This window comes from Magnetococcus marinus MC-1 (assembly GCF_000014865.1).
GTDB classification, from domain to species: domain Bacteria; phylum Pseudomonadota; class Magnetococcia; order Magnetococcales; family Magnetococcaceae; genus Magnetococcus; species Magnetococcus marinus.
Map to the genome: position 1 here is coordinate 4609323 of NC_008576.1, position 26170 is coordinate 4635492.

The 26170-nt window shown below is 54.6% G+C and carries 22 protein-coding genes; 17 read left to right on the plus strand and 5 right to left on the minus strand.

Annotated elements, in window-relative coordinates; translation table 11 throughout:
• Positions 1–11 precede the first annotated feature (11 nt).
• The 8 genes from MMC1_RS18870 (at position 12) to MMC1_RS18910 (ending at position 7890) form a co-directional block, all read left to right on the plus strand.
• Entirely contained in the window at positions 12–1079 is a 1068-nt protein-coding gene (locus MMC1_RS18870) for a two-component system sensor histidine kinase NtrB (RefSeq protein WP_011715209.1), read from the plus strand.
• 43 nt (positions 1080–1122) lie between these two features.
• Positions 1123–2637: a nitrogen regulation protein NR(I) gene (ntrC, locus tag MMC1_RS18875; protein WP_011715210.1), complete on the plus strand. Its 1515-nt coding sequence runs from the start codon at positions 1123–1125 to the stop codon at positions 2635–2637.
• Positions 2638–2879: 242 nt separating this feature from the next.
• The gene (locus MMC1_RS18885; RefSeq protein ID WP_011715211.1) at positions 2880–3215 is read left to right on the plus strand and encodes an AtpZ/AtpI family protein; all 336 of its coding nucleotides are present in this window, start codon (positions 2880–2882) and stop codon (positions 3213–3215) included.
• Positions 3216–3423: 208 nt separating this feature from the next.
• Positions 3424–4203 (plus strand): F0F1 ATP synthase subunit A, encoded by a 780-nt coding sequence (locus tag MMC1_RS18890; protein WP_227665284.1) that lies wholly within the window; start codon positions 3424–3426, stop codon positions 4201–4203.
• An 84-nt stretch (positions 4204–4287) separates the two neighbouring features.
• A complete protein-coding gene (gene atpE, locus MMC1_RS18895; protein ID WP_011715213.1) occupies positions 4288–4515 on the plus strand; it encodes an ATP synthase F0 subunit C in 228 nt (75 codons plus the stop codon).
• A gap of 26 nt (positions 4516–4541) precedes the next feature.
• Complete coding sequence (gene atpF / locus MMC1_RS18900; protein WP_011715214.1) at positions 4542–5111, plus strand: F0F1 ATP synthase subunit B; 570 nt, start codon at positions 4542–4544, stop codon at positions 5109–5111.
• A 149-nt stretch (positions 5112–5260) separates the two neighbouring features.
• Positions 5261–6430: a hypothetical protein gene (locus MMC1_RS18905; protein WP_011715215.1), complete on the plus strand. Its 1170-nt coding sequence runs from the start codon at positions 5261–5263 to the stop codon at positions 6428–6430.
• Positions 6427–7890: an MBOAT family O-acyltransferase gene (locus MMC1_RS18910; protein ID WP_011715216.1), complete on the plus strand. Its 1464-nt coding sequence runs from the start codon at positions 6427–6429 to the stop codon at positions 7888–7890. Before MMC1_RS18905 ends, MMC1_RS18910 begins: the two co-directional genes overlap by 4 nt.
• Before the next feature lie 29 nt (positions 7891–7919).
• On the opposite strand, the gene MMC1_RS18915 is transcribed toward MMC1_RS18910, so the two are convergent.
• Positions 7920–9317, minus strand: coding sequence for a glutamate--cysteine ligase (locus MMC1_RS18915; RefSeq protein ID WP_011715217.1), 1398 nt, complete (start codon positions 9315–9317; stop codon positions 7920–7922).
• 528 nt (positions 9318–9845) lie between these two features.
• On the opposite strand from MMC1_RS18915, the gene MMC1_RS18920 reads away from it, so the two are divergent.
• On the plus strand, positions 9846–11375 hold the full coding sequence (locus MMC1_RS18920; RefSeq protein ID WP_011715218.1) for a potassium channel protein: 1530 nt from the start codon (positions 9846–9848) through the stop codon (positions 11373–11375).
• Positions 11376–11462: 87 nt separating this feature from the next.
• A complete protein-coding gene (locus tag MMC1_RS18925) occupies positions 11463–12065 on the plus strand; it encodes a glutathione S-transferase N-terminal domain-containing protein (protein WP_011715219.1) in 603 nt (200 codons plus the stop codon).
• Between the two features lie 40 nt (positions 12066–12105).
• Here the strand turns inward: MMC1_RS18925 and argB are convergent, their stop codons facing one another.
• Positions 12106–12990 (minus strand): acetylglutamate kinase, encoded by an 885-nt coding sequence (gene argB, locus MMC1_RS18930; RefSeq protein WP_011715220.1) that lies wholly within the window; start codon positions 12988–12990, stop codon positions 12106–12108.
• A 248-nt stretch (positions 12991–13238) separates the two neighbouring features.
• Here argB and MMC1_RS18935 point away from each other — a divergent pair, with 248 nt between their 5' ends.
• The 6 genes from MMC1_RS18935 (at position 13239) to MMC1_RS18960 (ending at position 18035) form a co-directional block, all read left to right on the plus strand.
• Positions 13239–13898 (plus strand): TIGR04211 family SH3 domain-containing protein, encoded by a 660-nt coding sequence (locus MMC1_RS18935; RefSeq protein ID WP_011715221.1) that lies wholly within the window; start codon positions 13239–13241, stop codon positions 13896–13898.
• Positions 13899–13902: 4 nt separating this feature from the next.
• Positions 13903–14649, plus strand: a complete 747-nt coding sequence (locus tag MMC1_RS18940) for a DUF1538 domain-containing protein (protein WP_011715222.1) — start codon at positions 13903–13905, stop codon at positions 14647–14649.
• A 3-nt stretch (positions 14650–14652) separates the two neighbouring features.
• Positions 14653–15462, plus strand: coding sequence for a DUF1538 domain-containing protein (locus tag MMC1_RS18945; RefSeq protein WP_011715223.1), 810 nt, complete (start codon positions 14653–14655; stop codon positions 15460–15462).
• A 24-nt stretch (positions 15463–15486) separates the two neighbouring features.
• Positions 15487–15852 (plus strand): P-II family nitrogen regulator, encoded by a 366-nt coding sequence (locus tag MMC1_RS18950; protein ID WP_041641475.1) that lies wholly within the window; start codon positions 15487–15489, stop codon positions 15850–15852.
• 180 nt (positions 15853–16032) lie between these two features.
• On the plus strand, positions 16033–17661 hold the full coding sequence (locus tag MMC1_RS18955) for an electron transfer flavoprotein-ubiquinone oxidoreductase (RefSeq protein ID WP_011715225.1): 1629 nt from the start codon (positions 16033–16035) through the stop codon (positions 17659–17661).
• 20 nt (positions 17662–17681) lie between these two features.
• On the plus strand, positions 17682–18035 hold the full coding sequence (locus MMC1_RS18960) for a YajD family HNH nuclease (RefSeq protein WP_011715226.1): 354 nt from the start codon (positions 17682–17684) through the stop codon (positions 18033–18035).
• A gap of 246 nt (positions 18036–18281) precedes the next feature.
• Here MMC1_RS18960 and ligA read toward each other — a convergent pair whose 3' ends face one another.
• Both ligA and metH read right to left on the minus strand, forming a co-directional pair.
• Positions 18282–20588, minus strand: a complete 2307-nt coding sequence (gene ligA / locus MMC1_RS18970; protein WP_011715227.1) for an NAD-dependent DNA ligase LigA — start codon at positions 20586–20588, stop codon at positions 18282–18284.
• A 12-nt stretch (positions 20589–20600) separates the two neighbouring features.
• The gene (gene metH, locus MMC1_RS18975) at positions 20601–24263 is read right to left on the minus strand and encodes a methionine synthase (protein WP_011715228.1); all 3663 of its coding nucleotides are present in this window, start codon (positions 24261–24263) and stop codon (positions 20601–20603) included.
• 162 nt (positions 24264–24425) lie between these two features.
• Here metH and MMC1_RS18980 point away from each other — a divergent pair, with 162 nt between their 5' ends.
• Entirely contained in the window at positions 24426–24923 is a 498-nt protein-coding gene (locus MMC1_RS18980) for a hypothetical protein (protein WP_011715229.1), read from the plus strand.
• A 217-nt stretch (positions 24924–25140) separates the two neighbouring features.
• Here MMC1_RS18980 and MMC1_RS18985 read toward each other — a convergent pair whose 3' ends face one another.
• Positions 25141–26013, minus strand: coding sequence for a MerR family transcriptional regulator (locus MMC1_RS18985; RefSeq protein ID WP_011715230.1), 873 nt, complete (start codon positions 26011–26013; stop codon positions 25141–25143).
• Positions 26014–26170 lie beyond the last annotated feature (157 nt).

Consider the following 26170-nt stretch of genomic DNA (forward strand, 5'->3'; position numbering starts at 1 on the left):
CGGGGATCGCCATGGATAAGGCTGTTCGATTTAACGCTGCCCAACTGCTGGATCAAACCTCCATCGGCATCATTGCCCTGGATTGTGACAATGTGATTCAGCGGGTCAACACCGCAGCTGAGAAGATTTTAGACCGTCCACGTCAACACCTTCTGCACACGCCGTTAGAGAAGGTGCTGCCCGGTCACCCTGTGGCGCTGGACCTTATCAGCCGCGCCAGTAATTTGTTGATGCCCTGCCGCTTTCGCGTGGCTCAACTTTCACCATCCCCCGATATTAATCTGCTGGTCTCCCTGACCGCGACCCCTTACATGCGTGAGGATGGACAGCTACAGGGCACCATTTTAGAGATGGAGGAGGTCGGCTCGGCAGAACAGTTGGAAGAGGGCCGCCGCCTGAATGAAACCCTGGATTCTCTTGGCTCGCTGGCTTTGGCGGTGGCCCATGAGGTCAAAAATCCGCTGGCTGGCATCCGGGGTGCCGCGCAGCTATTAGAAATGGAGAGTACCAGCGAAACCGGGGCAATCTGTACCGAGCTGATCCGCTCCGAGGTGGACCGCATCAGTCGGCTGTTGGATAGTTTGCTGGGGTTGGCCGAAGACCACCCGATCAACCAAAAAAACATCAATATTCATGAGGTTCTGGATCATGTGGTACGCCTCTGTTCCAGCTCTGGGGCCCATTTGGTACGGGATTATGATCCCTCTCTGCCGGAGATCTCAGGGGATCGGGATAAGTTGATACAGCTCTTTCTTAACCTTATCTCCAATGCCACGGAGGCCACCGGTAAAGAGGGTGAAGTGCGTATCTCCAGCCGCATTTCTAAGCAGATTCGGCTTACCCAGGGGCGTCGACAACAGCATATTGTGGTGGAGATTCGGGACAATGGTCCAGGTATTCCCCATGAGCTACGCAAGCGGATTTTTCTACCCTTTGTTACCACCAAATCCAACGGCACGGGGTTGGGTTTGGCGATTTCACAAAAGATTGTACACGACCACGATGGGCAGATGGCCCTAGAGAGTCGACCAGGGGAGACCGCGTTTCGGGTTTTTCTGCCCCTGAAAACCATACGCTAAACAGCGTCTACCCATTTGGGTATCTCGATAAGGGAGTAGGGTTATGCAGCAGGAGGCCGAACAGACCATTTTGGTCGCGGATGATGATCAAGCCGTGCGCTTTGTGCTGGAACAGGCGTTGAGCCGGGCCGGCTACAAGGTACACGCTTTTGGCAATACCCAACCCTTGGTCAACCATTTTAACCAATATGGGGGGGATCTTATCATCACCGATGTGGTGATGCCCGGCGGCTCGGGACTGGATATGGTGCAAAGCTTAAAAGCCACTTATCCTGACCTGCCCATTATTGTGATGACGGCCCAATCCACTCTCCGCAATGCGGTACAAGCCTTTGAGCGGGGGGCTTTTGAGTATCTGGCCAAGCCCTTTGACATCAATCGGCTGGTGGATTTAACCCGACGTGCCCTGCAAAAACAGGAAGAACGCGTCCGCAATCAACCCCAAACCAAAACCAAACAGCAGGCCGCCGCCGAGGATATGGATCGCCAGTTGGAGGAGCGCTTTGGCGGTATCATTGGTTCATCCCGGGCGATGCAGGCGCTGTTTCACACCATTGGCCGTCTTTCGAATTCGGAGATGACGGTGCTCATTCATGGTGAATCGGGCACCGGTAAAGAGCTGGTAGCCCGTGCCGTGCATGCCTACAGCCCCCGCCGCCGTGGCCCTTTTACTGCCATTAACATGGCCGCTATCCCCCGGGATTTGATTGAGTCGGAACTGTTTGGTCACGAAAAGGGGGCCTTTACCGGTGCGGTCTCCCGTCGTCCTGGACATTTTCAAAAGGCCGAGGGCGGTACCCTGTTTCTGGATGAGATTGGGGATATGCCCATGGAGGCCCAAACCCGGCTGTTGCGGGTTCTGCAAGAGGGCACCTTTACCTTGGTGGGCAGCACCGACATTTTGCGCAGTGATGTCCGTATTATTGCCGCCACCCATCAGGATCTGCCCACCGCCATTTCCGAAGGTCGCTTTCGCGAGGATCTTTTCTACCGGCTTAATGTGATCCCCCTGCATGTGCCCACCCTGCGTTCCCGTAAAGAGGATATTCCGGTTCTTTCGCAATATTTTTTGGCGAAAACCTCGAAAGAGCTGAAGGTTGCCACCAAACGCCTCACCCAATCTGCCATGGAAAAGTTGGTGGCCTATGACTGGCCCGGCAACGTCCGGGAGCTGGAAAACCTGATTCGCCGCCTTACGGTGTTGATTCCAGAGGATGAGATTCGCCCTGAAAAGATCGAACTCTATGAGCGCACCATGCCCAAGTTGGCCAGAAATGATCTATCTGGCCATGAACCCCAAGAGGAGCGCTCCACCGAGAGCAACACCAGCCATAGCTACGAAGCGATTTTATTACAGGATCTGGATACATTCTTTGCCACCATGGGAGGATTGGAGACCAGCGGTGTGTATGATATGGTTTTACGCAAGATGGAGGCGGTATTGATCCCCCGGGTGTTGCGGCAAACCCGTGGCAACCGGGTCAAGGCGGCGCAAATTCTAGGCATAAACCGTAACACCTTACGAAAAAAAATGCGGGATTTGGGGATGGATGATTAACCCTCCTAACCTGAGCAAGCAGTTGAATATTTATAAGGATTCCCTTATAATAGCGCTAGAGATAGACAAAGAAGCCCCACCAGCATGGGTAAAAGAGATGGGGCGTGTTTCTTTGAGTGATGCTAAAAATCGCAAAAAATGGCGTGATAGCACGCTTTTAGCGATACCAACCGTTGACAGATTGGGCACCCGCCGCTAGAGTGCTTCCCGTTGACACGATGGTTTGGGATGGGAGTCTAACCGTGGGCCAAGAGCACCATACGCCTGAAGAAGCGGTTAAACTCGCTGAAGCGCGTAAAACCAACCAGACCCTGCGTGAGGGGGGTCCGCCACCACCAGCCAGTATGGGTGGTATGGGGTTGGGTTTTCGCCTCGCGACGGATCTGGTCTCGGCACTGCTGGTGGGTGGCGTGATCGGTTGGTTACTGGATCGAGCTTTTGGCAGTGAGCCTTGGCTTTTTGTGGTCTTTATCATCGTTGGTTTTGCGGCCGGTTTTCGCAATATCATGCGCACCTTTAACGAGGCTGCCATGGCGGAAAAAAGCATAGCCCCGGTGGAAAAAACCAAGGATCGTTGATTAAGCCCACATAACCCTGTATAACGTGCTGCGCGGTCGGTTGTTTGCCCTAGGTCATGAAAAGCGAATGCGCAAATTAGGGTGGGTTCAACCCTAGAACAGGTTGAACCGGATTACCGCAACACGTTAAGGTGCAGGGATGTTTAGGGTGGGTGTGTTGCTACACCAAACCCAGGTATGAATGTCGAACGGAACGGACGAATCGCTTATGAGCGCCGAAGCCATGCATGCAGCCGCCAGTGCGGCCCCTAAAATGGATCCTCTTCACCATTTCATGGTGCAAAAGGTTGTGCCCATTGAGATTGCTGGTATCGACCTCTCCATTACCAACTCCACCATCTGGATGTGGTTGGCGGTGGCGGTGGCGTTTTTGTTTATGAAGTGGAGCTTTCGGGGTCGCGCTGAAGATAAGTTAATCCCCACCAAAATGCAGTCTTTGGCGGAGATGACCTTTACTTTTGTACGCCAGATTGTGGATCAGAATATTGGTGGTGCAGAGGGTCGTAAGTACTTCCCAGCCATCTTTACCCTGTTTTTGCTGGTGCTGTTCTGCAACCTGCTGGGTCTTATTCCTGGTTCGTTTACCCCTACGTCACAGTTGGTTGTGACCGCGACGTTGGCCTTGAGTGTATTTTTCTTCGCCACGGGTTTGGCGATTGTGAAACATGGCACCGGTTTTATCGGCTTTTTTGTGCCGTCAGGGGTGCCCCCCATGTTGTTGATTTTGATGGTGCCAATTGAGATTGTTTCTTACCTCTCCCGGCCTGTCTCTCTTTCCGTGCGTCTGTTTGCGAACATGACTGCGGGCCACACCGTGTTGGCGATTATGTTCTTTTTTGCGGCCACGCTGCCTTTGGGCGGTTTGTTGATGCCAGCTGCGTTCGCGACGGTGTTTACCGGTTTTGAGTTGTTCATTGGCTTCATCCAAGCCTATATTTTCACGATTCTTACCTGCGTCTATATCAACGACGCGCTGCATCTGCACTAAGCAGACCAGCGTCACACGTGCGGGGAGGTCCCGGCGTGTGTAGGAATGGATCTCGTCCTAATCCGCTAAGGAGGATAAAGTCCCATGGAAAGCGCTGCCGCCGCATTTATCGGTATGGGCCTGGCCGCTGCCGGTATGGCCGGCTCGGGTATTGGTCTGGGTTACCTGTTCGGTAAAACCATTGAGTCCATCGCTCGTCAGCCTGGTGCTGAAGCTCAGATGACCAAGTACATGTGGATCGGCGCGGCCTTCGTGGAAGCCGTTGCCCTCTACGGTCTGGTTATCGCCTTTATCATCATGAGCAAAGGTTAAACCACTAGAAAGAACTGGATGATCTTATGATCAGTGCTGCTTACGCTGCTACTCATGCCGCCGCAGAGCATGCCCAATCGGGCATGCCCCAGTTCGACTCCAGTACCTTTAGTTCGCAGATGTTTTGGACGGTGATTTCGTTCGTCGCCCTGCTGCTGCTGCTAAAGAAGTTCGTGGTTCCCGCCATCTCTGATGTGTTGGAAGCACGGGCGTCGCGGATTGAAGAAGAACTAAAAGCCGCCGAAAATGAGCGAAAAGAGGCCGCCGCGCTTCTGGTCGATCAGCGTGCCGAAGTTAAAGCTGAGCGCGAGAAAATTGCGCAACTGCTTGAGTCCGCTCGTAAAGAAGCCGATGCCCTGCGCGAGCAGGAGAAGGCCGAACTGGAAGCCGAATTGGCCAAGCTGAAGTCACAGGCTACTCAAGATATTGAGCAGGCACGCCGTCAGGCGATGTCTGAGGTCCGTGGCGTCGTTGTGGAAGTCGCCTTGGCGGTGACCGAAAAGCTCATCACCAAGTCGATTGATAAGGCCGAGGCCAACAAACTGGCCGACGAAGCCATCCGTCACTTGGAAGCCAACAAGGATCAACTGCACTAAGCCTTTGGCATGGTCGGTTACCCTGCTAAAAAAGCCTACAGGATCATTCCCTGTAGGCTTTTTTTATATGGCTTGTTGGTTACCATTTTGCATGACAAATCCCACCCTAACGGACCACCAGGGTCACTGCATTGGAACCACCGTAACAAATGGATTGGATGATCTCAAACATGCGCGCGACAGCTCTGACGTTGGCTAAAACGCAGCTTACATCCCTTGTGTTAGCTGTGCTGATATGTCTAATAAGCTTCACGTCATGGTTGTCGGATCAACCACAAACCGCTTTTGATCAATTGGCCCTGGGTAAAGATGTTACAGAAGTAAGCCAGCAGGAAGAAGGCTATCACGTTCACTGTCGCACATTGAATGATGGTGGTCAGTGTTTGCACGATTGGCTTGAGAGAGGCGCCAAACCGGTTCATGTATGGCTAGGGAATTCACAACTGCACGCCATTAATCAATGGCAACCAGGCGAGACCACCGCACCCAATGTGCTGCATCAACGTTGGAAAGATGGGAACCATACCCTGCTTGCCTATAGTCAACCCAACGCAAATTTAATGGAGCACTATCTCCTTTTTGAGGCGTTGCTCGAAAAGTTACCAGTTGAACGGCTTATTTTGCCTGTTGTGTTTGATGATCTTCGTGAAACGGGTATTCGACCCACTCTGCTACCTTTACTGTCACAACCGTCCATTGTCTCCAACCTGAGCAACACCTCGATTGGACAGAAAATAATCGCACAGAATACCCAGGTGGAAAAACAGAGTGAGATTGATCTCAAAGGGCTCTCGGAAACACCGCAAAAGCGCGTGGAATCATATCTCAACCATCAGTTATCCCACTATTGGCCTTGGTGGGATAAACGGGTCGAAGCCAGAGGACAGATTTACTTTTTTCTGTATCGCCTACGCAATCAAGTTTTTGGCATTACCGCTCAAAGTAAACGTAAAATAATCCGCGCCCGCTATTTGGATAATATGGCGGCATTGGATGCCATCCTGGTGCGTGCCAAACAGCGTTTTGTCGACATATTACTTTACATCCCACCCATCCGCAATGACGTTGAGTTGCCTTATCTTATGCGTGAATATACCTCCTTTAAACATTCACTTTCTGAAAAAGCACAGGGACCACATATCCATTTGTTCAATTTTGAGAATCTTGTTCCTGCACACTGGTGGGGAGCTAACAACTCGACCAATATGCAAGATAAAACCGAGCTTGATTTTATGCATTTCCAAGGCCCAGGCCATGTACGCTTGGCACAAGCCATTGATGAGGCTGTCAAAACTATGGATAAGGGTGTCTCTCGATGATTTTTAACTCGGTTACCTATCTTCTTTTCCTTCCTCTTGTCGCTCTACTTTACTGGGTATTACCTCGTCAGCCACGTTTATGGTTGCTGTTTCTGGGCAGCATCTCCTTTTATGGATTTTGGCGCGTTGAATTTATTCCGTTAATGCTCGCTTCAACCCTAGTGGACTATTTGGCCGGCCTTTATATCTATGCCCATAATGAACCTTGGAAACGAAAATTGGGACTTTGGTTCAGCCTTTTGACCAACCTTGGCTTGCTCTTTTATTTTAAATACCTCTTTTTTGTCGTCGATAATTTGCATGATGTCTTCTCTTGGTTTGGCAGCGATTTCCACACGCCCGCTCTATCCATTATCTTACCGTTGGGAATCAGTTTTTATACTTTTCAAACCATTAGTTACAGCGTTGATGTGTATCGAGGGTTTATCAAACCAGAACGTCATTTTGTGCTCTATGGATGTTTTGTAACCTTTTTCCCACAGCTGGTAGCCGGACCGGTATTACGCGCCAAAGAGGTCATTCCACAGCTTGATGTTCGGCCCTCTTGGTCGATGGATATTTTTGTCAGTGGGATCAAACGGGTCTTGCTTGGCCTGTTTCTCAAGGTTGTGTTGGCGGATAATCTGGCCCCCTTGGTCGATGATGGTTTTGCGCAACCAAGTGCAACACTTAGCGCCATAGATGTACTGACGCTTGCCTATCTATTTGGTTTTCAGATCTATTTTGATTTTGCTGGTTATTCCCATATCGCCATTGGTTCTGCACGAATGATGGGTATTACCTTCCCGGAAAACTTTAACTTTCCTTACATCGCCCACTCGCCCAAAACCTTTTGGAAGCGCTGGCATATCTCTTTATCCAGCTGGATACGCGACTATCTCTATTTTCCCTTGGCCAGGGTCGTGGTGCAAGATCGCTCTACCGGGGGTTTGGCCGTAACGACTGACTCCCTACCCAGTCGTAATCTATACGCCAGCCTTTTCCTGACTTGGGCGATCATGGGGCTTTGGCACGGTGCTGCTTGGACATTCATGGTTTGGGGGTTGTTACACGCGGTGTGGATTGCGCTCTATCGCCTTGGGCACCACCTGTTTGATGGGTGGTCTATGCCACTGCGGCATGGGCTTGGTTGGATCATCACCTTGTCACTGGTCATGCTGAGCTGGATTCCCTTTCGGGCCGAGAGTCTGGCACACACCTGGACGCTTTATGCCCACCTGTTGCAACCAAGGGATTATCTCTGGCTGGGTATGCGTGAGAACACCTATTTGATTGCGGCCCTGCTACTCATGGGCTTTTTGATCAGTTACGCGGTTTATACCGTGGTATGGCCTTATGTGTTGAAACACGGCAGGAGAGTGCTACCGTTGATGCTGGAATCGCTTTTCCTGGCTGTGGTGATGGGGCTGGTATTCATTTTTCTGCGCCCCATCAGCCAGTTTATCTATTTTCAATTTTAATCAGATCCTTTGCGCTCATACGCGATGGATTATGCTTTTTTGGTGCATTCGGCGTAGAAGGACTCAAACTCCTCCTCCCAAAACAGGGGCTCTACCGCGCCTCTCCAGCGCCCTTTATAGGCCTCCAACAGACGTTCCGCAGGGGTTTGGTTGTTCTCCACTGTGATAAACAAAGGATCAAGAAAGATCGACTCATCACAGCCATTGGCATTGCGCTCGCCCTGCCGATGTAAACTGGCCCGGGCGATCTCCAACACCGATAAACCCAAAGCGCGAAAGCTGATCCCCTCGGGTGTAAGGGTCTGTAGGGCAAGGCGGGGGGTCTCTTGATGAATGCGGTCCCGTTCTTCATGGCTCCAGCGTTTGACCCGGTCCCAAGCGGCCAGCAAGGCGGTTTCATCGTGCAACAAGCCCTTCCATAGGGCCGGCATGGCGCATAGGCTGCTGGAGTTACCGGCATCGGCCCCACGCAGTTCCAGATAATGCTTTAAACGTACATCGGGAAACAGCGTTGAAAGATGGGTTTGCCAATCTCCAAGAGTAGGATAAACACCGGGTTTTGCAGGATGTTTACCCTCCATGAAAGCGCGGAAGGGCACACCCCCACCTGAACCATATACCCCCTTTTCATAAAGGAACAGCATGGGACAGTCCAGGGCATACTCCGCATAGCGGGCAAACCCAAAACCCTCTTCAAAGACAAAGGGCAACCAGCCACAGCGATCTGGGTCGGTATGCCGCCAAATCTCCCCCCGATAGGAGAGGAAGCCGTTGGGTTTACCCTCTAAAAAGGGCGAATTGGCAAACAGCGCCATGGTGAGCGGTTGCAGGGCCATGGATAAACGAAACTTGTTGACCATATCCGCTTCGCTAGAAAAATCAAAATTGGCCTGCACCGTACAGGTACGCGCCATCATATCCAGGCTCAGGTGGCCCCTGCTGGGCAGATAGTCGCGCATGATCCGGTAGCGCCCTTTGGGCATCCAGGGAATATCGTCAAAGCGCCACTTGGGCTGTACCCCTAGACCAAAAAAGGCCATATCCATATCTTGGCACAGCTCGCCCAACTGGTGTAGATGCTCGTTGATCTCATCTTGGGTCTCATGGATGGTTTGCAGAGGCGCCCCCGAGAGCTCTAACTGACCACCCGGCTCCAGGGTGACCGAAGCACCATCCTTAATGAGGGCGATGACATGGCCATCCTCTTCAACACGCTGCCAACCATAGCGGTCGGCCATGCTGTTGAGCAGCCGCCCGATGCCAGCTTCACCCTCGTAGGGAATGGGCGTAAGGTCTCGCTTACGAAAGCCAAATTTTTCATGTTCCGTGCCAATTCGCCACTGCTCTTTTGGCGTACAGCCTGCCTCCAAATAGGTGACCAGCTGATCAAATCGGGTTACAGGGGTTGCAAGATCAATGGCACTCATAGAATCCCAACTCTTAAACGCCTTCGCTAAAGGGACAAAGGCTGTTATAGGGGCCAGCAACGGCGCTGTCATGGCACGGCGACAGCAGGCTGAAACGTACTCAAACTTTTCGCACACTTTACCCCTGTTGACACACGAACACCAGTGCAACCCGTGCAACACAGATCCACAAGAACCTAAAACATGATGGCGACTGCTTGGCTGATCAGAACCTGGTTTGGCGCCGGTTTATTGCCGTGGTGGTTTCTTACCCTGTAGGTGGCCCCGCAGGTGTGACCCGTCGCACACCCCAGACCCTTTGTTTAAGCGGGAAGAGAGCCTGCCTAGGACCGGAACCTGTGCACAAGGCGCGCAACATAAAAATAAACAAATCGTAGCGTTAGGCATAAAATCTGCTTATATTCTGCTCATATAACGGCGACTTTTTACACGCCTTTGCACGACCCGGCGTAAAAGCGCGGCTAAGGCGGTCTATTTGGCGCAAACTCGCGCTTGGTTATTCAACCATCTTGCAGGATTTTCCCGTTTATGGTTTTGTCCCGTCGCCAACGTGGTCCCATTAAAACCCTATTCTTTCACCTCCTGGAAGATCCTTCCAGTCGTGCCCGCAATGCATTTAGCTTGTTGATGATGTTGGTGGTGTTTGCCTCGTTGATCGCCATGACGCTGGAGACGGACCCCGACCTTACCTTGGAAGAACAGCTCTTTTTCGATTTTTTAGACCACGCTTTTAATATCATCTTTTTAATGGAATATATGTTGCGCTGGTGGGTCTGTAGCGATTTTCTGGTCGATTTTGAGGAATCTTTTCAGCGTCAACGACGTATGAGTCATCGTCGCAAACATCATCAAGCTCTCTTCAAAGCTTTGCGCGCTGCCTTTCGCCCCAAACTGTTATGGATGCGCAAACCGCTCTCCATTATCGATTTATTAGCCATTCTACCCATTTTCCGGGCCTTTCGGCTGCTGCGTATCCTCCGCGTCTTGCGCATTCTCAAGCTGTTTCGTTACTCCAAACGACTCACTTTTTTTAGTTCGGTCATTGCGGAACGCTCGTTTGAACTCACCTCGCTGTTTACCCTAGCAGCTGTTGTGCTGGGCATGGTTACCCTAGCCTTTTTTATGGCCGAACGGGGCCATAATCCAGACATTACCAATCTGTGGGATGCCCTTTACTGGACCATGATCACCATCACCACGGTGGGTTATGGCGATATCAGCCCCGCCACCGATGGCGGACGGATGGTTGCCATAACCGGTACCATTGTGGGGATATGGGTAACGGTGTTGATGACCTCCATTATTGTCTCCGCCCTGACGGAGCGTATTTTTGAGTTAAAGGAACAACGTATGGAGCGGCAGATAGAAAAATTGCGTGATCACTTTATTATCTGTGGTCTCAACCTCATTGGGCAGGCCATTTGTCAAACGCTGCAAGCGGAAAACCGGCCATTCTGCGTCATTGATCGTGAGCAGGCGTTGGTGGATGAGGCCATGCGCAAAGGGTGGAACGCCATGCGGGGTGATGTATCGGACGAAACCACCTGGATACGCGCTGGGTTAATTCGTGCCCACAGTGTGATCAGTGCCATCCATGATGAAGCCACCAATGTTTACCTTATTCTGAATATTCGTGAAACACGCCCAAGTAAAGATTGTTATATCATTGTAGCGGCCAGTACCGAGACCTCCATCAAGCGGTTGATGAAGGTGGGGGCCAACCGTGCCATTTCGCCACTGTTTGATGGGGGTCAATATATGGCCTATACCGCCATGCGGCCCACGGCCTTACGTTTTTTTGATCTGGCTCTGCATCGCGCCCATACTGACTTGGAAATTGAGGAGTTGATGGTGCCTGCCAACTCAAGCTTTGCCAATGTCAGTCTGCGGGACAGCCAGATTGGTAATACCTACAATGTGATTGTTTTGGGCCATCTGCGTAACGGAGAAATGCACTTTAACCCCAATGGACATTATGTGATCCAGGGCGGGGACCTGTTGGTCTGCACCGGCCATCTGGATGATCTGGAGCGGCTTAAACAGGCCATTGACGAGTAAACACCAACCCGGGCATGGGGGAACGGGGGCTAGGCGGGGTATCCCCCCTTTTTTTCATGCTTATGTTTGTTCTTGAGGAGTCTTACAATGCGCCTGTTCTACTCACCCACCTCGCCTTATGCACGCAAGGTACGTCTGCTTATTCTGGAAAAGGGCTTGCAGGATCAGATCGACATGGTTGTGGTGCTACCCATGGAGGATAACCGTGGGGTGACCCCCCTAAATCCTTTGGGTAAGATACCCACCCTGGAAACGGCGGATGGGCAGGGACTTTATGACAGTCCGGTCATCTGCGCCTATCTGGACACGCTTAACCAGACGCCGCAGTTGATACCCAGTGGCGCGGAGCGTTGGTCGGTGTTACGCCAGGAGGCACTGACCGATGGGCTATTGGATACCGCCTTGGTACTGGTTAAAGAGTATCTGCGTCCAGAGGAGATGCAATCAAGCCAATGGCTTGCACACTGGCATGGGACCATTCAGCGCACCTTGGATCACCTGGAGCAGCAGCAGCCCGCCTATCAAGGCACGCTCACGCTGGCACAGCTGGCCCTGGGGGCGACTTTGGGATATCTGGATTTTCGTCTGCCCCAACTGGCGTGGCGACAGCAGCGCCCTCAATTGCAGCAATGGTATACCGAGCTGGCCCAGCGCCCCAGCATGCTGGCCACCTGCCCGCCGACCAGCTAGAACAGTGGCCTGCTAAGGTGGCGGCCAGCTAAGGCTGGACCTAACGCAGCACGGTACCGATGCCGCTGTCGGTGAAGATCTCCAACAGCAGGGCGTGTTCCACGCGGCCATCAATAATATGGCTGGCATTAACACCCCCCGTATGGGCCGTGCGGCAGGTCTCTAACTTGGGAATCATGCCCCCCGTCACCGTGCCATTGCGAATCAGCTTATCCACATCCGTTTCATCAATCTGATTGATCAGCGTGCCGTTTTTATCCTGCACCCCAGGAACATCAGTAAGCAAAATCAACTTCTCCGCCTGCATCGCGATGGCGATGTGACCCGCCACCGAATCGGCGTTAATGTTGTACGTCTCACCATTGGCACCCACCCCCACCGGAGCCACCACCGGGATAATGTCCGAAGCCCGAAACCGATCCAAAAGATTGGTCTCAATTCGCTCCACATCCCCCACCCAACCCAGATCAATAATCTCCGGAACCTGCACATCCGGACCCTTGCGCACATGGGTGCGCTTACGCGCCTGAATGGTATAACCATCCTTACCCGACAAACCCGCCGCACGGCCCCCATTCAGATTGATCAAATTGACAATATCCTTATTAACCTTGCCCGCCAACACCATTTCAACCACACTCATGGTGTCTTCATCGGTCACACGCAGGCCGTCAATAAACTTGGGCTCCAAACCCATGCGCTTCATTATCAAACCAATCTGCGGACCACCACCGTGCACAATGATGGGGTTGATGCCCACCTGACGCATTAAAATGACATCCTGGGCAAACGCGCTCTTGAGATCTTCATCCACCATGGCATTACCGCCATATTTGATCACGAAGGTCTTACCCTCAAATCGACGCATGTAAGGTAGCGCTTCTATGAGAACCTTGACCTTTTCCACTTGGTTACGCATGGGCATGGCGTCGACTCCTGAAATGATCTGCGGCGTACCGGTCAGGTACGCTTGCCGGAAGAGAAGCCCTTCATTATACTCGTTGCCTCAGCCACAAACTATAGGCTATCGGAAGAAGGGGATGCAAAAAGGCGCTTAATTTGCCCCATTTTTCCATTGGTTTCAAGCACGTATTGGCAAATTCATAAAAACGTGCTACTGAATGCAACACAGGGTTCCCCCTTAGCGATCTACCATCTACGGATATCTGCGTCATGGGCTCACTACGGCCATCGACTAAAAGGCTTGCCTCCTTACTGCTCACCACACTGTTTGTGGTGGGTTTTGGCATCTCATCCTCTGCGGCCACCCGCTACGTTACCGACGAATTCCGCATTATGATGCGGGGCGGTGCCGGCAACCAATTTCGCATTCTCCAGGTGCTTAAATCGGGCGAAGGGGTGGAGATCCTGGAAAAAGGCGACCAAGGCTGGGATCGCGTGCGTAGCAGCAGTGGCCGCGATGGCTGGGTGTTGCGCCGCTATCTCTCTGAACAACCCGCGGCCCGTACCCTGCTGGACCAGGCGGTGGCCCAAAAAGATCAGGCCCTGCGCGATCGCGATGGTCTACAAGAACAGTTAGCCGAACTGCGCGGTCAATTGATTAATCAACGCCGTTTAGAGTCGGAGCTGATGCACATTAAGCGGATCTCTAAAAATGCCCTGGAGTTGGAAAAGATCAACCAAACCCTAGAACAGCGCGTCGCCGCTCTGGAACAGGAACTACAGACCGTCACCGCCGATAAACGGGTGCTGGAAAAAAGCTCAGAAACCCAATTTTTTCTCTCCGGTGCCGTGGTGCTAACCCTGGGCATGATTGCCGGAGCCATCTTGCGGCGGCGCGGTAAACAGACCCCCTACGATGCGCTGATGTAAGATCATGTCACGCTCTTGGTTTGTCCCCCTACTCTGGCTCAAAGACGCCGCCCGTGATCTGCTGCCCATCGTCCTAGTCATCGCCTTTTTCCAGGGCGTGGTGCTGCATAAACCCCTGCCCAACCCCGGCGATATGCTAACCGGCTTGATCATGGTCTTGCTGGGCTTGACCTTCTTTGTGCGCGGTCTGGAGATGGGGCTGTTTCCCATCGGCGAAAGTATGGCCCATAACCTGGCCTATAAGGGCAACGCCTTCTGGTTAATCCTGTTTGCCTTTCTGTTGGGCTTTGCCACCACCGTGGCTGAACCAGCGCTCATTGCGGTGGCCGCCGAGGCCGCCGATGTGGCCGCAACCGGGGGTGCCATTGAAAATAGCCCCACAAGCATGACCCGCTACGCCTGGGGCTTGCGCCTAAGTGTGGCATTGTCGGTGGGATTTGCCATCGTCTTGGGGGTAGTGCGCATCATCAAAGGGTGGCCCCTGCACTACCTGATTATAGCCGGATATATGCTGGTGGTGGCCATGACCTTTATTGCCCCCGAGGCGATCATCGGCATCGCCTTTGACTCTGGCGGAGTGACCACCTCCACCGTCACCGTACCGCTGGTGACGGCGCTGGGGGTGGGGTTGGCCTCGGTTATCCATGGCCGTAACCCCATGATTGATGGCTTTGGCTTAATCGCCTTTGCCAGTCTACTACCCATCCTGTTTGTGATGCTCTACGGTACCATTGTCATGGGGGTAGGTTAAGCGATGGAGATCCTACTTGATCTGGCCAAAACCCTGTTGAGCACCATTGGCGATATTCTACCCATCTTGCTGCTGCTGGTGGGATTTCAATTTTTAGTTCTGCGTAAACCCCTACCCCATGCTCGCCATACCATCATCGGTTTTATCTATGTGTTGCTGGGCCTCGCGCTGTTCCTCTCTGGATTAGAAAAGGCGCTGTTTCCCATTGGTAAATTGATGGCCGCCCAGCTATCCGACCCCATGCTGGTGTTTGGCACACCACTGGTACCGGAACATCCAGGCTGGTGGAATTATGGCTGGATCTATCTCTTTGCCTTTCTCATCGGTTTTGCCACCACCATTGCCGAACCCTCTTTGCTGGCGGTGGCCCTAAAAGCACAAGAGGTGTCACGGGGCACGGTTGAGCCCTTTCACCTGCGCATCGCGGTGGCGCTGGGGGTGGCGGTAGGCATCACATTGGGCACTTTTCGCATCGTGACCGGCCATAATCTGGTCTACTATATTGTCGCGGGTTACTTGGTGGTGCTGGTGCAAACCTTTTATGCACCCCGCATGATTATCCCCTTGGCCTATGATTCAGGCGGCGTTACCACCTCCACCGTCACCGTGCCGCTGGTGGCAGCCCTGGGCTTGGGTCTATCGGCCACCATTCCAGGCCGCAACCCGCTGCTGGATGGCTTTGGTTTAATCGCCTTTGCCAGTCTGTTTCCCATGATCTCGGTGATGGGTTATGCTCAACTGGCCGCATGGATGGCCAAACGGGCACAAAAACCTCTACAGGATGCCCGCCAACAGGATGGCACCTCCCGTTGAAGAGGGTACCAAAGGAGCGCTATGATGCACTTTAAGCTGATCGTTGTAATGTCCCGTACCGATTTAACCGATCGTATTGTGGATGCGGCCAAAGCTGCGGGCGCCACCGGCGCGACGGTGGTGCCCGGTCGCGGCACGGGCATCCATGAGGCACGCACCTTTTTTGGCCTAACCCTCGATATCCAGCGGGATATCTCCTTCATGTTGGTCGAAGAGCACCTTACCCCAGGCATTCTGGCTGCGATCCATGAGGGTGGAAATTTTGCCAGTCCCGGCACCGGTATCGCCTTTGCCCTACGGGTGGATGAAGTGGCCGGTCTGGAGAGTCAAATCCCTCGGTTTAAAGAGGAGCTGGAAGCGCTGGCTAAGGATGCCACCCCAACCAGCTAATGGCCGCGCCCCAACATAGGTCCCATGGCCTGCCGACCGGGCCCCCCGTGCTCTCCCATAACGCGACGGCACGCCCCGTTTTGTTAGACCACTCGGCCCGTGCTCCGCCGCTTGATGGACAACACATTGCCTGTTTGACCAAGCTCTGCCCAACCAGCCCGCTTGGGGAGGTCCACCCTCATGACCCGCGAAACCCTACACTATGACGTTGCCATTGTGGGTGCTGGACCTGCCGGTTTGGCAACCGCCATCGCGATATTGCAACGGGCTTCCCAGCCGATCTCACTCTGTATTTTAGAAAAGGCCGCCCGTGTGGGTGGGCATCAGCTCTCTGGGGCTTTGGTTGAGCCCGATGCCCTGGATCTGCTGTTCGGCACCTATGCCGCCCCACCCACACCGCCCCCGCTGTTGGCCACCGTCCAGCATGCCACCACCCAGTTCTTGACCAAAACCCAGGCCATTCCCCTGCCCCATCCCAAAAAATGGCAGGATCATGGTGCCCAGCTCTACCCGTTGGGGGGATTATGTCGTTGGTTGGCTGACCATGCGGAATCCTTGGGCGCGGAGATTTTTCCCGGTTTTACCGCCGTGGAACTGCTGCGGGACGGGCAGCACATCAGCGGTGTTGTGACTGGCGCTATGGGCCTTGACCGCCACGGCGGGAAAAAGCCCACCTATCAGCCAGGGGTAGCGATTCACGCCAAGGTCACGGTATTGGCCGAGGGTGCTCGGGGTTTTCTCACCCAACCCCTGCTTACCGAGCTGGGGCTCAACCATGGCTGCCCCCCCCCAACCTACGGCTTGGGTATGAAGGAGCTGTGGTCTGTGCCCAAGAGTGTGCCGGGCACCATCCGTCATACCCTGGGCTGGCCCCTAGAGCGTGTCCATGGCGGAGGGTTTATTTACCATCTACCCAACCAGCGTATCGCGCTGGGGCTGGTGGTTGGTTTGGATTATCAAGATCCCACCTTTGACCCCTATGGGGCGCTACAGCGTTGGAAACAGCATGCCACCCTAGCCCCCCTGCTGGAGGGGGGCACGCTGCTTGGTTATGGCGCACGCGCTGTGAGCCAAGGGGGTTGGCTGGCACTGCCCAAGCTCTATTTCCATGGTGGGCTACTGGTGGGTGATGGTGCCGGTTTTCTTAATCCCGCCCGCTTAAAGGGGGTAAAAGGGGCGCTGCATTCCGGGGTCTTGGCGGCCACCGCCATTGTGCAGGCACTGGCTGAGGGGGATGGGGGAGCCACCGCATTACGCCGGTATCAACAGGCATGGGAGGCTTCGGACCTTGCCCAAACCCTTAAAGAAGAACGCAATGTGCGGGCAGGTTTTCGCATGGGTGGCAAGTTGGGGGGCATGGCGGTGGCCGCCTGGACCGGGCTACGTCAGCGGGGTGAAAACGGTTTCTCATTACGCTGGCAGCAAGAGGACCGGGCACGTCTGCGTCCCTGGCCGAGTGGGTTGGATTGGGCGCAACCAATGCGTTATGATACAACCCCCACCGGTCATTCGGTTGAGTACGCCTTAGCCACCAGTGGTCTAAGTTATGAGGAGGATCAACCCATCCACTTACAGCTTAGAGATGCCACCCTACCCGCCCGCCAGGGGGCACGTTTTGGTTTTCCTGAGCTGCGTTATTGTCCGGGGCGGGTGTTTGAAGTCAAACGGGATGCAAGCGGGGCCATTATCTACCTCCGCCATGGGGGCAACTGTCTACAGTGCAAAAGTTGTGATATTAAAGATCCCTTTAACAACATCCATTGGACCCCCCCAGAGGGTGGCAATGGTCCCGATTATCGGGATATGTAGGTCGGCATAAGGAACATAACATGAGTATGGAAAAGCTAGAGAACCGCATCAATACCTTAATGAAATCCGGTGGCTATCGCGAGAAGGCGCTACGTATCTACCCCTGGATATGTGGGCGCTGCCAGCGTGAGTTTAACCACAAGAATGTCCAAGAGTTGACGGTTCATCATAAGGATCATGACCATTTTAACAATCCCGAAGATGGCAGCAACTGGGAGCTTTTGTGTCTCTACTGTCATGACAATGAACATGCACGCATGACCGAGGCCCAAATGTATGGCACCGGCGGCAACCAGCCCGATGAAGGCCCCGCCGCCACCCATAACCCCTTTGCCCAACTCAAAGCGCTGATGGAAGGTAAAAACCGCGGTTAAACCCAGGCGGCATATAACGACCACCCATTGGGGCACAACTTAGGCACTAGGGTCGTGTTTGGGAAACAGGATCTTGCCGCGCAAGAGCGGCACCCCCCCGTGGGCAGCCCTGTAACGGGTGCCCCCACGCGGCACCCCTGCCCATGGCCGCTTGCGCTCTTTACGCTGTTTTTCCGTTTCAAACACAATCGTGCGCCCTATAATGGCCAACCACGCTTCACCCCAACCCCCCAACGCATCGCCCCATCACCCCTGCATACGGGCCTGAATCTCAGGGGGTATCTCGCCCCTAAATAGCCCCTCTAAAGCGGCCTCATCCAACACCGGCACCCCCGCCTTCTGCGCTTTGGCCAGCTTGGATCCCGCACTCTCCCCACACACCAAACAACCCGTCTTGCCAGAAACCGAAGCCACAACCTTGGCCCCTAGCCCCTCTAACCGAACCGCCGCCGCCTCACGGGTCAGGCCCGCCAGGGTGCCCGTCAAAACCACCGACAGACCCGATAAGGGCTGCTCCGCCGCTGCTACCCCATGCCCATCCGGCTCAACCCGCCATGGCTCACCCGCCGCCGCCACCCCCAACGCCCGCAATGCCGCTAACTCCGCACCATGGTGCGCTTGGGCAAAAAAATGCACCACCCGCCGCGCCACCACCTCGCCCACATCCTCAATGCCGACCAAATCCTCTACCGTGGCTGCCATCAACGCATCCAAACTGGTAAAATGCGCCGCCAAGGAGCCCGCCAGCGTAACCCCCACATCCCGAATGCCCAAACCAAACAAAAATCGAGCCGCTGACTGTGCCTTGCTCTGCTCAATGGCCTCCAATAAATTGGCCACCGACTTACCACCGAGCCGCTCCAACCCCACCAAGACCTGCCGCTGCTCATGCAGCCGGTAGAGATCCGAAATCCGCTCAACCAAACCCGCTTGCATCAGCAACGCCACCAACTTATCGCCCAAGCCCTCAATGTTCATCGCCTTGCGTGAGGCAAAGTGCTTAACCCCCTCCTTAACCTGCGCCCGACAGGTCAAACCACCCGAACAGCGCAGGGCCGTCTCCCCCCCCTCACGCTCCGTCGGCGCACCACACACCGGACAGGCCACCGGCTCTTTATATACCGCAAGGGCCCCATGGCTCTCACGGGGGATCACCCGCACCACCTCTGGGATCACATCCCCGGCGCGGCGCACAATGACCCGATCCCCAACCCGTACATCCTTACGGGCCAACTCCAAAAAATTGTGCAGTGTGGCATTGGTCACGGTCACCCCCCCCACCGCCACAGGCTCCAACCGCGCCACCGGCGTAATAACCCCGGTTCGCCCAACCTGTAGATCAATGGCCTGTACCGTGGTGCTCTCCTCCGTGGCCGGAAACTTAAAGGCCATGGCCCAGCGCGGTGCCCGCGCCACAAAACCCAGCCGCTCCCGCAACCGCTGGCTATCCACCTTCAACACCGCTCCGTCAATTTCATAGGGTAAGGTTTCACGTTTTTCACCCAAACGCTCGGTATACGCCAGACACCCTTGGGCACCCTCCACCCGCTCGGCCTCTGGCGACACCCGCAAACCCCACCCCTTCAGCGCCGCTAAAATCTCCGCATAACGGTCCGCCAGCGTGCCCCCCTCCACATAACCCGTGCCATAACAAAACATCCGCAAACCCCGGCTGGCGGTTATCTTGGGGTCCAACTGGCGCAGACTGCCCGCCGCCGCATTGCGTGGATTGGCAAAGGTTTTTTCTCCCCTTTCCCGCGCCTCGGCATTAAGTTTTTCAAAGGTTGCCAAGGGCATATAGACCTCGCCCCGCACCTCCAATAGCGCCGGATAGCCCGCCCCCTGCAATCTTAGGGGAACATCCTGTATGGTGCGCGCATGGGCGGTAACATCCTCGCCCTCCTGCCCATCACCACGGGTGGCCGCCCGCACCAACACACCCTCTGCATAGGTCAGACTAAAAGCCAGCCCATCCAACTTGGGTTCGGCCACATACTCCACCCGCTGGGGCTGTTCCGCCGCCCACAAACGCAGACGACGTAGAATATCCGCCGCTTTGCGGCCACTGCTCAGCAAGCTCTTAGTGTCCGGTGGCTGCAAGGGCTCCACAAAACTCAAGGTCTGGTTGAGCCGCTGGGTCACATCGCGGGCCACCCCCTCCAAAGCCCCCGGTCGCCCCACCAGCGCCCCTAAATCGCTCAGGCCATATTCATCCTGATAGTGCTGCACGGCTTCCACCACCACCGACTCCGCCAAGCCCTCCTGCACGCGGCGGTGGAACTCCACCAAATCCTGCGCAGAAAAGGCGTTATCCAGGGAGAGCATGGCAACCCGATGGCGTACCTTCTCAAAACCCTCCAGGATGGCACCCCCGACCCGGTGGGTTGGCGAGTCGGCGCTGATCAAGGTGGGATCCGCCGCCTCTAAGCTTTGCAGCTCTCTAAACAGGCGGTCATACTCGGCATCGGATACCAGTGACGTATCAAGGGTATGGTAGCTATGGGCATAGTGGTTGAGCCGCTTACGCAGCTCTGCGGCACGGGATGCAGACATAACCATAATCCCCTAACTATCTAAATTGGGGGCCAACCATTTGGCCATCTCTTCCACAGACATGCCCTTGCGTTTGGCGTACGCCTCCAACTGATCGCCACCTATGCGGCCAACCGAAAAATAGCGTGCCTGTGGATGGGCAAACAGATAACCACTCACCGATGCCGCTGGGGTCATGGCAAAGCTCTCCGTCAACGCCATACCCGCATGCTCCTGCGCATTCAGACATTTAAACAGCAGCGCTTTTTCCGTATGGTCCGGACAGGCCGGATAGCCCGGTGCCGGACGAATGCCCACATAGCGCTCCGCAATTAAGTCACCCTTAGAGAGCGCCTCATCCCCGGCATACCCCCAAAACTCCCGGCGGGCCCGTTCATGAATGTGCTCTGCAAAAGCCTCGGCCAAGCGGTCGGCCAGCGCCTCTACCATAATCGCCCGATAGTCATCATGGGCCGCTTGATGATGCGCCACCAACTCCGCCACACCAATGCCCGCTGTGACCGCAAACATACCGATGGTATCCCCCTGCCCCACAAAATCCGCCAGGGCATAACAGGGGGCCTCCCCACCGTCCCGCTGCTGACGCAGGGTGTGGATGGTGCCTAAACCGTCGGCCAGTTCAATATCATCCCCCACGCGGGAGGCGTTAAAGAGCCCCAACACCCCATTGGCCTTAAGGCTACCCTGAGCGATGATCTCTTGCAGCATCTGCTGGGCATCCTCAAACAGCCGCGTGGCGGCCTGCCCAACCTTGCTATCCGACAGGATCTCTGGATAACGACCATGCAGCTCCCAGGTGCGGAAAAAGGGGGTCCAGTCAATATAGGGCACCAAAGTGGCCAAATCATAATCCGCCAGCACATGCACACCGGGCTGCGCCGCTTGGGTTACGGCAGCCGGGGTTGCAAAGGCCCGTGCCCGTGCCTCCTGCATACTCAAAAGCGGCTTGCGGGTGCTACGCTGCTCATGAATGGCGCGATATTTTTCATGCTCAGCCACACACGCGGCCATAAAATCATCCCGCTCCCGCGCACTCAGCAGCGCCGCCGCCACCCCCACCGAACGGGAGGCGTCCTTCACCTGCACCACACACCCCTCGGTAACCGGGGCAATCTTAACCGCCGTGTGCGCCTTAGAGGTCGTCGCCCCCCCAATCAACAGGGGAATATGCTGCATGCCACGGCGCTGCATCTCCTTGGCCACATGGGTCATCTGCTGCAAAGAGGGGGTAATCAGCCCCGAGAGACCAATAATCTGCGCGCCGCTCTCCTGAGCGCGATCCAAAATGGTCTCCACCGCCACCATCACGCCCAGATCTTCCACCTCAAAATTGTTGCACTGCAATACGACCTTAACAATGTTTTTGCCAATGTCGTGGACATCTCCCTTAACCGTCGCCAACAAAATCTTGCCCGCGCCACTGGCACGGTTCTCTATACCACCCTGGCGGTTGGCCTCCTCAATATGGGGTACCAGATAGGCCACCGCCTGTTTCATCACCCGGGCGCTCTTCACCACCTGGGGCAAAAACATCTTGCCCTCGCCAAACAGATCCCCCACCGCATTCATACCCGCCATCAGTGGCCCTTCCACCACCTCCAACGGATGCGCCGCTAGGCTGCGGGCCTCCTCCACATCGGCGTCAATAAATTCGGTAATGCCCTTGATCATGGCGTGCCGTAGACGCGCTTGCACCGGCTCACTGCGCCATGCGGCATCCGCTTTATCCTCGGTTACGCCGCTCTGCCGATAGTGATCGGCCACCTCCAACAGACGGTCGGTGGCATCACTGCGGCGGTTGAGGATGACATCCTCCACCCGCTCCCTTAGATCAACCGGGATCTCCTCATACACCGCCAACTGCCCGGCATTGACAATGCCCATATCCATGCCCGCCGCGATGGCGTGATAGAGAAATACCGCATGCATCGCCTCCCGCACTGGATTGTTGCCCCTAAACGAGAAGGAAACATTGCTCACCCCACCACTGATGCGGGCACCCGGCAGGTTCTGTTTGATCCAGCGGGTGGCCTGAATAAACTCCACCGCATAGTTGTTGTGCTCCTCTATGCCAGTAGCCACCGCAAATATGTTGGGATCAAAGATAATATCATTGGGCTCCATGCCCACCGTATGCACCAACAGGTCATAGGCCCTTTGGCAGATATCAATACGCCGCTGGTAACTGTCGGCCTGCCCCTGCTCATCAAAGGCCATCACAATTACCGCCGCACCATAACGACGCGCCAAATGGGCCTGCTTGAGAAAGGGCTCATCCCCCTCCTTGAGACTGAGGGAGTTAATGATGCACTTGCCCTGCACACACTTTAGACCAGCCTCCAACACCCGCCACTCGGAGGAGTCAATCATCACCGGCACCCGGCTGATCTCCGGCTCGGCGGCCATCAGGTTTAAAAATGTCACCATGGCCGACTGGGCATCCAACATGGCGTCATCCATGTTGACATCCACGATTTGCGCACCGCTCTCCACCTGCTCCCGAGCCACCGCCAAGGCGGTCTCATACTGGCCCTCACGGATCAAGCGGGCAAAACGGGCACTGCCTGCCACGTTGGTGCGCTCCCCCACGTTCACAAACAGGCTGTCGGCATCTATGGTCAGCGGCTCCAAGCCGCTCAGGTGACAGGCCGGCTTGAGGGTCGGGATCTGCCGGGGGGCCAGCCCTGCAACCCGCTGTGCAATGGCCCGGATATGGTCCGGCGAGGTGCCACAACACCCCCCCACAATGTTAATCAACCCCCCTTGGGCAAAAGCCACCACCTTATCGGCCATCATCGCCGGGGTTTCATCATACTCACCAAAGGCGTTGGGTAGACCCGCATTGGGGTGTACCGAGATGCGGGTTGCGGCGATCTCCGCCAGGGTTTCCAGATGGGGACGCAGCTGATCGGCCCCCAACGCGCAGTTCATGCCGATGGTATCAGGACGGGCATGGCTCACCGAATTCCAGAAGGCCTCCACCGTTTGGCCGGTGAGGGTACGCCCAGATTGATCGGTAATGGTAAAGGAGATCATCAAGGGTAGATCCAGCTGGCGCTGCTCCAATACCTGACGCACCGCAAACAGGGCCGCCTTGCAGTTGAGGGTATCAAAGACCGTCTCCACCAACAGAATATCGGCCCCTCCATCCAACAGACCACGGGTGCCATTGGCGTAATCCGCAACCAGGGCGTCAAAATCAATATTGCGAAAACCAGGATTGTTCACATCCGGCGAGATGCTACAGGTGCGGTTGGTAGGGCCCAACACCCCCGCCACAAAGCAGATACGCCCCGGCTGCTGGGCCATCACCGCATCACACGCTTGGCGGGCAACTCTGGCCCCTTCCAGATTGACCTCATAAACCAACGCCTCAAGGCCATAATCCCCCAGGGAGGGCGCATTGCCATTAAAGGTATTGGTCTCTACAATATCGGCGCCGGCTTCTAGATAAGCGGTGTGGATATTGCGTATCACCTGGGGCTTGGTCAAAACCAACAGATCATTGGCACCATGCAGTTCGGCGGGATGATCGGCAAAACGGCTGCCACGGTAGTCCGCCTCCTCCAATCCCAGCCGCTGAATCATGGTGCCCATTGCCCCATCGAGGATGAGAATGCGCTGTTGAAGAAGGGTGCGAAACTGCTCGGTACGTTGGTTTGCCATTGCGCTCATTGCTTTTTTAAGGGATTTTTTTCCATAGACCGTTGCCCCACACCCAACATCACCACATACTAGGGGCTTGGTCGCTCATGGTGAGGGATTACCATGCTCGCTACAACAACGCAAGAAAAGCACCAGAATGCCAGATGTGAAAGGCTCAAAGGAGGTTAGTTTATGCGATTCCTACTCGTTCCGCTATTGATGTTGATGTTAATCCCGACACAGGCCGCGGCACGCGTGGTGTATGAGGATGGTCCCTTCGCCGTTCGTGAGGTCAAAGATGGTACCAAAACCATCTGTAAGTTGGAAATATCCCTCTATAAAGAGGACCGGATAGCCGCCTATTTGGCGCTGTTCAATAATGAAAATTACTATGGGGAGCTGTTTACCGAACGCCGCCGCGTGGGTAAAGCCCGCAACAAGGTGACGGTTCAGTTTGATGACGAACCCGAACAGAGCATCAAGTTTGTGGAAGAGGCCCCCGGCATGGATACCGACTGGCGTTGGCAATATCTTGAGCTCAACCAGCCCAGCGCCGTTATCGACAGTATAGCCCGTAAACGCCATATGAAGATCTCTTTCTTCAATGGCATGGAGACCTTTGAGTTTAGCATCCCCCTCAAGGGTAGCTCCAAAGCGGTTAAACGTCTGCAACGCTGCAACCGTCGCTAACGGCTGACTGAGGTTTGCAACACCAATAAAAACGGCAGGCCATCTCCTTTGGCCTGCCGTTCGTGTTTCAATCAACCCCACCTTGATGGGGCGCTCCAGAGAGTTCCCCTCTGCCCCCCCAGATTCTGCATCGCTTGCCAAGCCGTTTAGCCTAGGGCTTGGTCATGCTGGTGGAAGCCCGCCCCTCCCCGCCATGGATCAATCATAGGATGTGTGCCTAAATTTCCGCGACGGCTTGTTTAAATGATTGGGGTAAGGGGAGTATTCCGATGGTACGCAGATAACTTTCCGAATGGTCCGCCATTTTACCGCCAAGGAAAATGGGAATATCAAATGCACGGGAGAGATCTGTTAACGGTTCAAGTAATGGGTTGTCTGTGACTTTGGCTTTTCCCGCTAACAAAATTCCCCGACAACGGCAACTCTGAACCACCGGTTTAAATTGATCAAATGGCAGACTCGTACCAAGATAGAGTGGGTAAATACCCTCTTCAGCCAAAGTTAGGCAAAACAGCAAAAGCCCAAGCTCATGTTGTTCTCCAGGAACACAGACGGTAAGCAGATCATAACGCGGCTTTCGATAGAGTATGTGATTAAGGCGGGTCGTCAATTTATTGTGGAAAAAATGACTGGCAAAATGCTCCTCGGCGATACCCGTTGGGTGTTTATCCCATCGGCTACCCAGGTTTTTAAAAACCGGCAAGATAAGCTTATACATAACTGTATCTGGTTGAAATGTATTCAAAGCATGTTGGGTGAGATCCTCAAGATGTGTCAAATTGAACGCAGAAATTGCCTGTAACATCATTTTCAATAGATCATGGGAATCCTCTTTGTTGAGCGGGGGTGAATGGCTGGTTACTTCGGCAATGGCCCCGCTAATTCTCATCCCGTTGTCAAGCAGCAGTCGCAGCCTCTGCGCCAACTCCAAATCCTTGGCCAAATAACGTCTCTGCCCGGCGCGATTGCGCACGGGTTCAAAGAGCCCATATCGCCTCTCCCATGTGCGCACCGTATCCACATTGACGTTGAGTACCTGGGCAATAAATCGTATGGGAAAATTTGCGCTCAAAGTCTGTCCCTTAACCATTAGCTCGTCAAATTATTCCAGTCAAAAGCCATTCTGAGGCTTATTGGACCAAAATCCAAGTGATTATTCTGCACCTATCGAGATAGAATTGGTCACGTATATGTAAGAAAATGACTGTTTGCCGTATCTGGCTGCTGGGAGCGAGCTGTCGTGAACT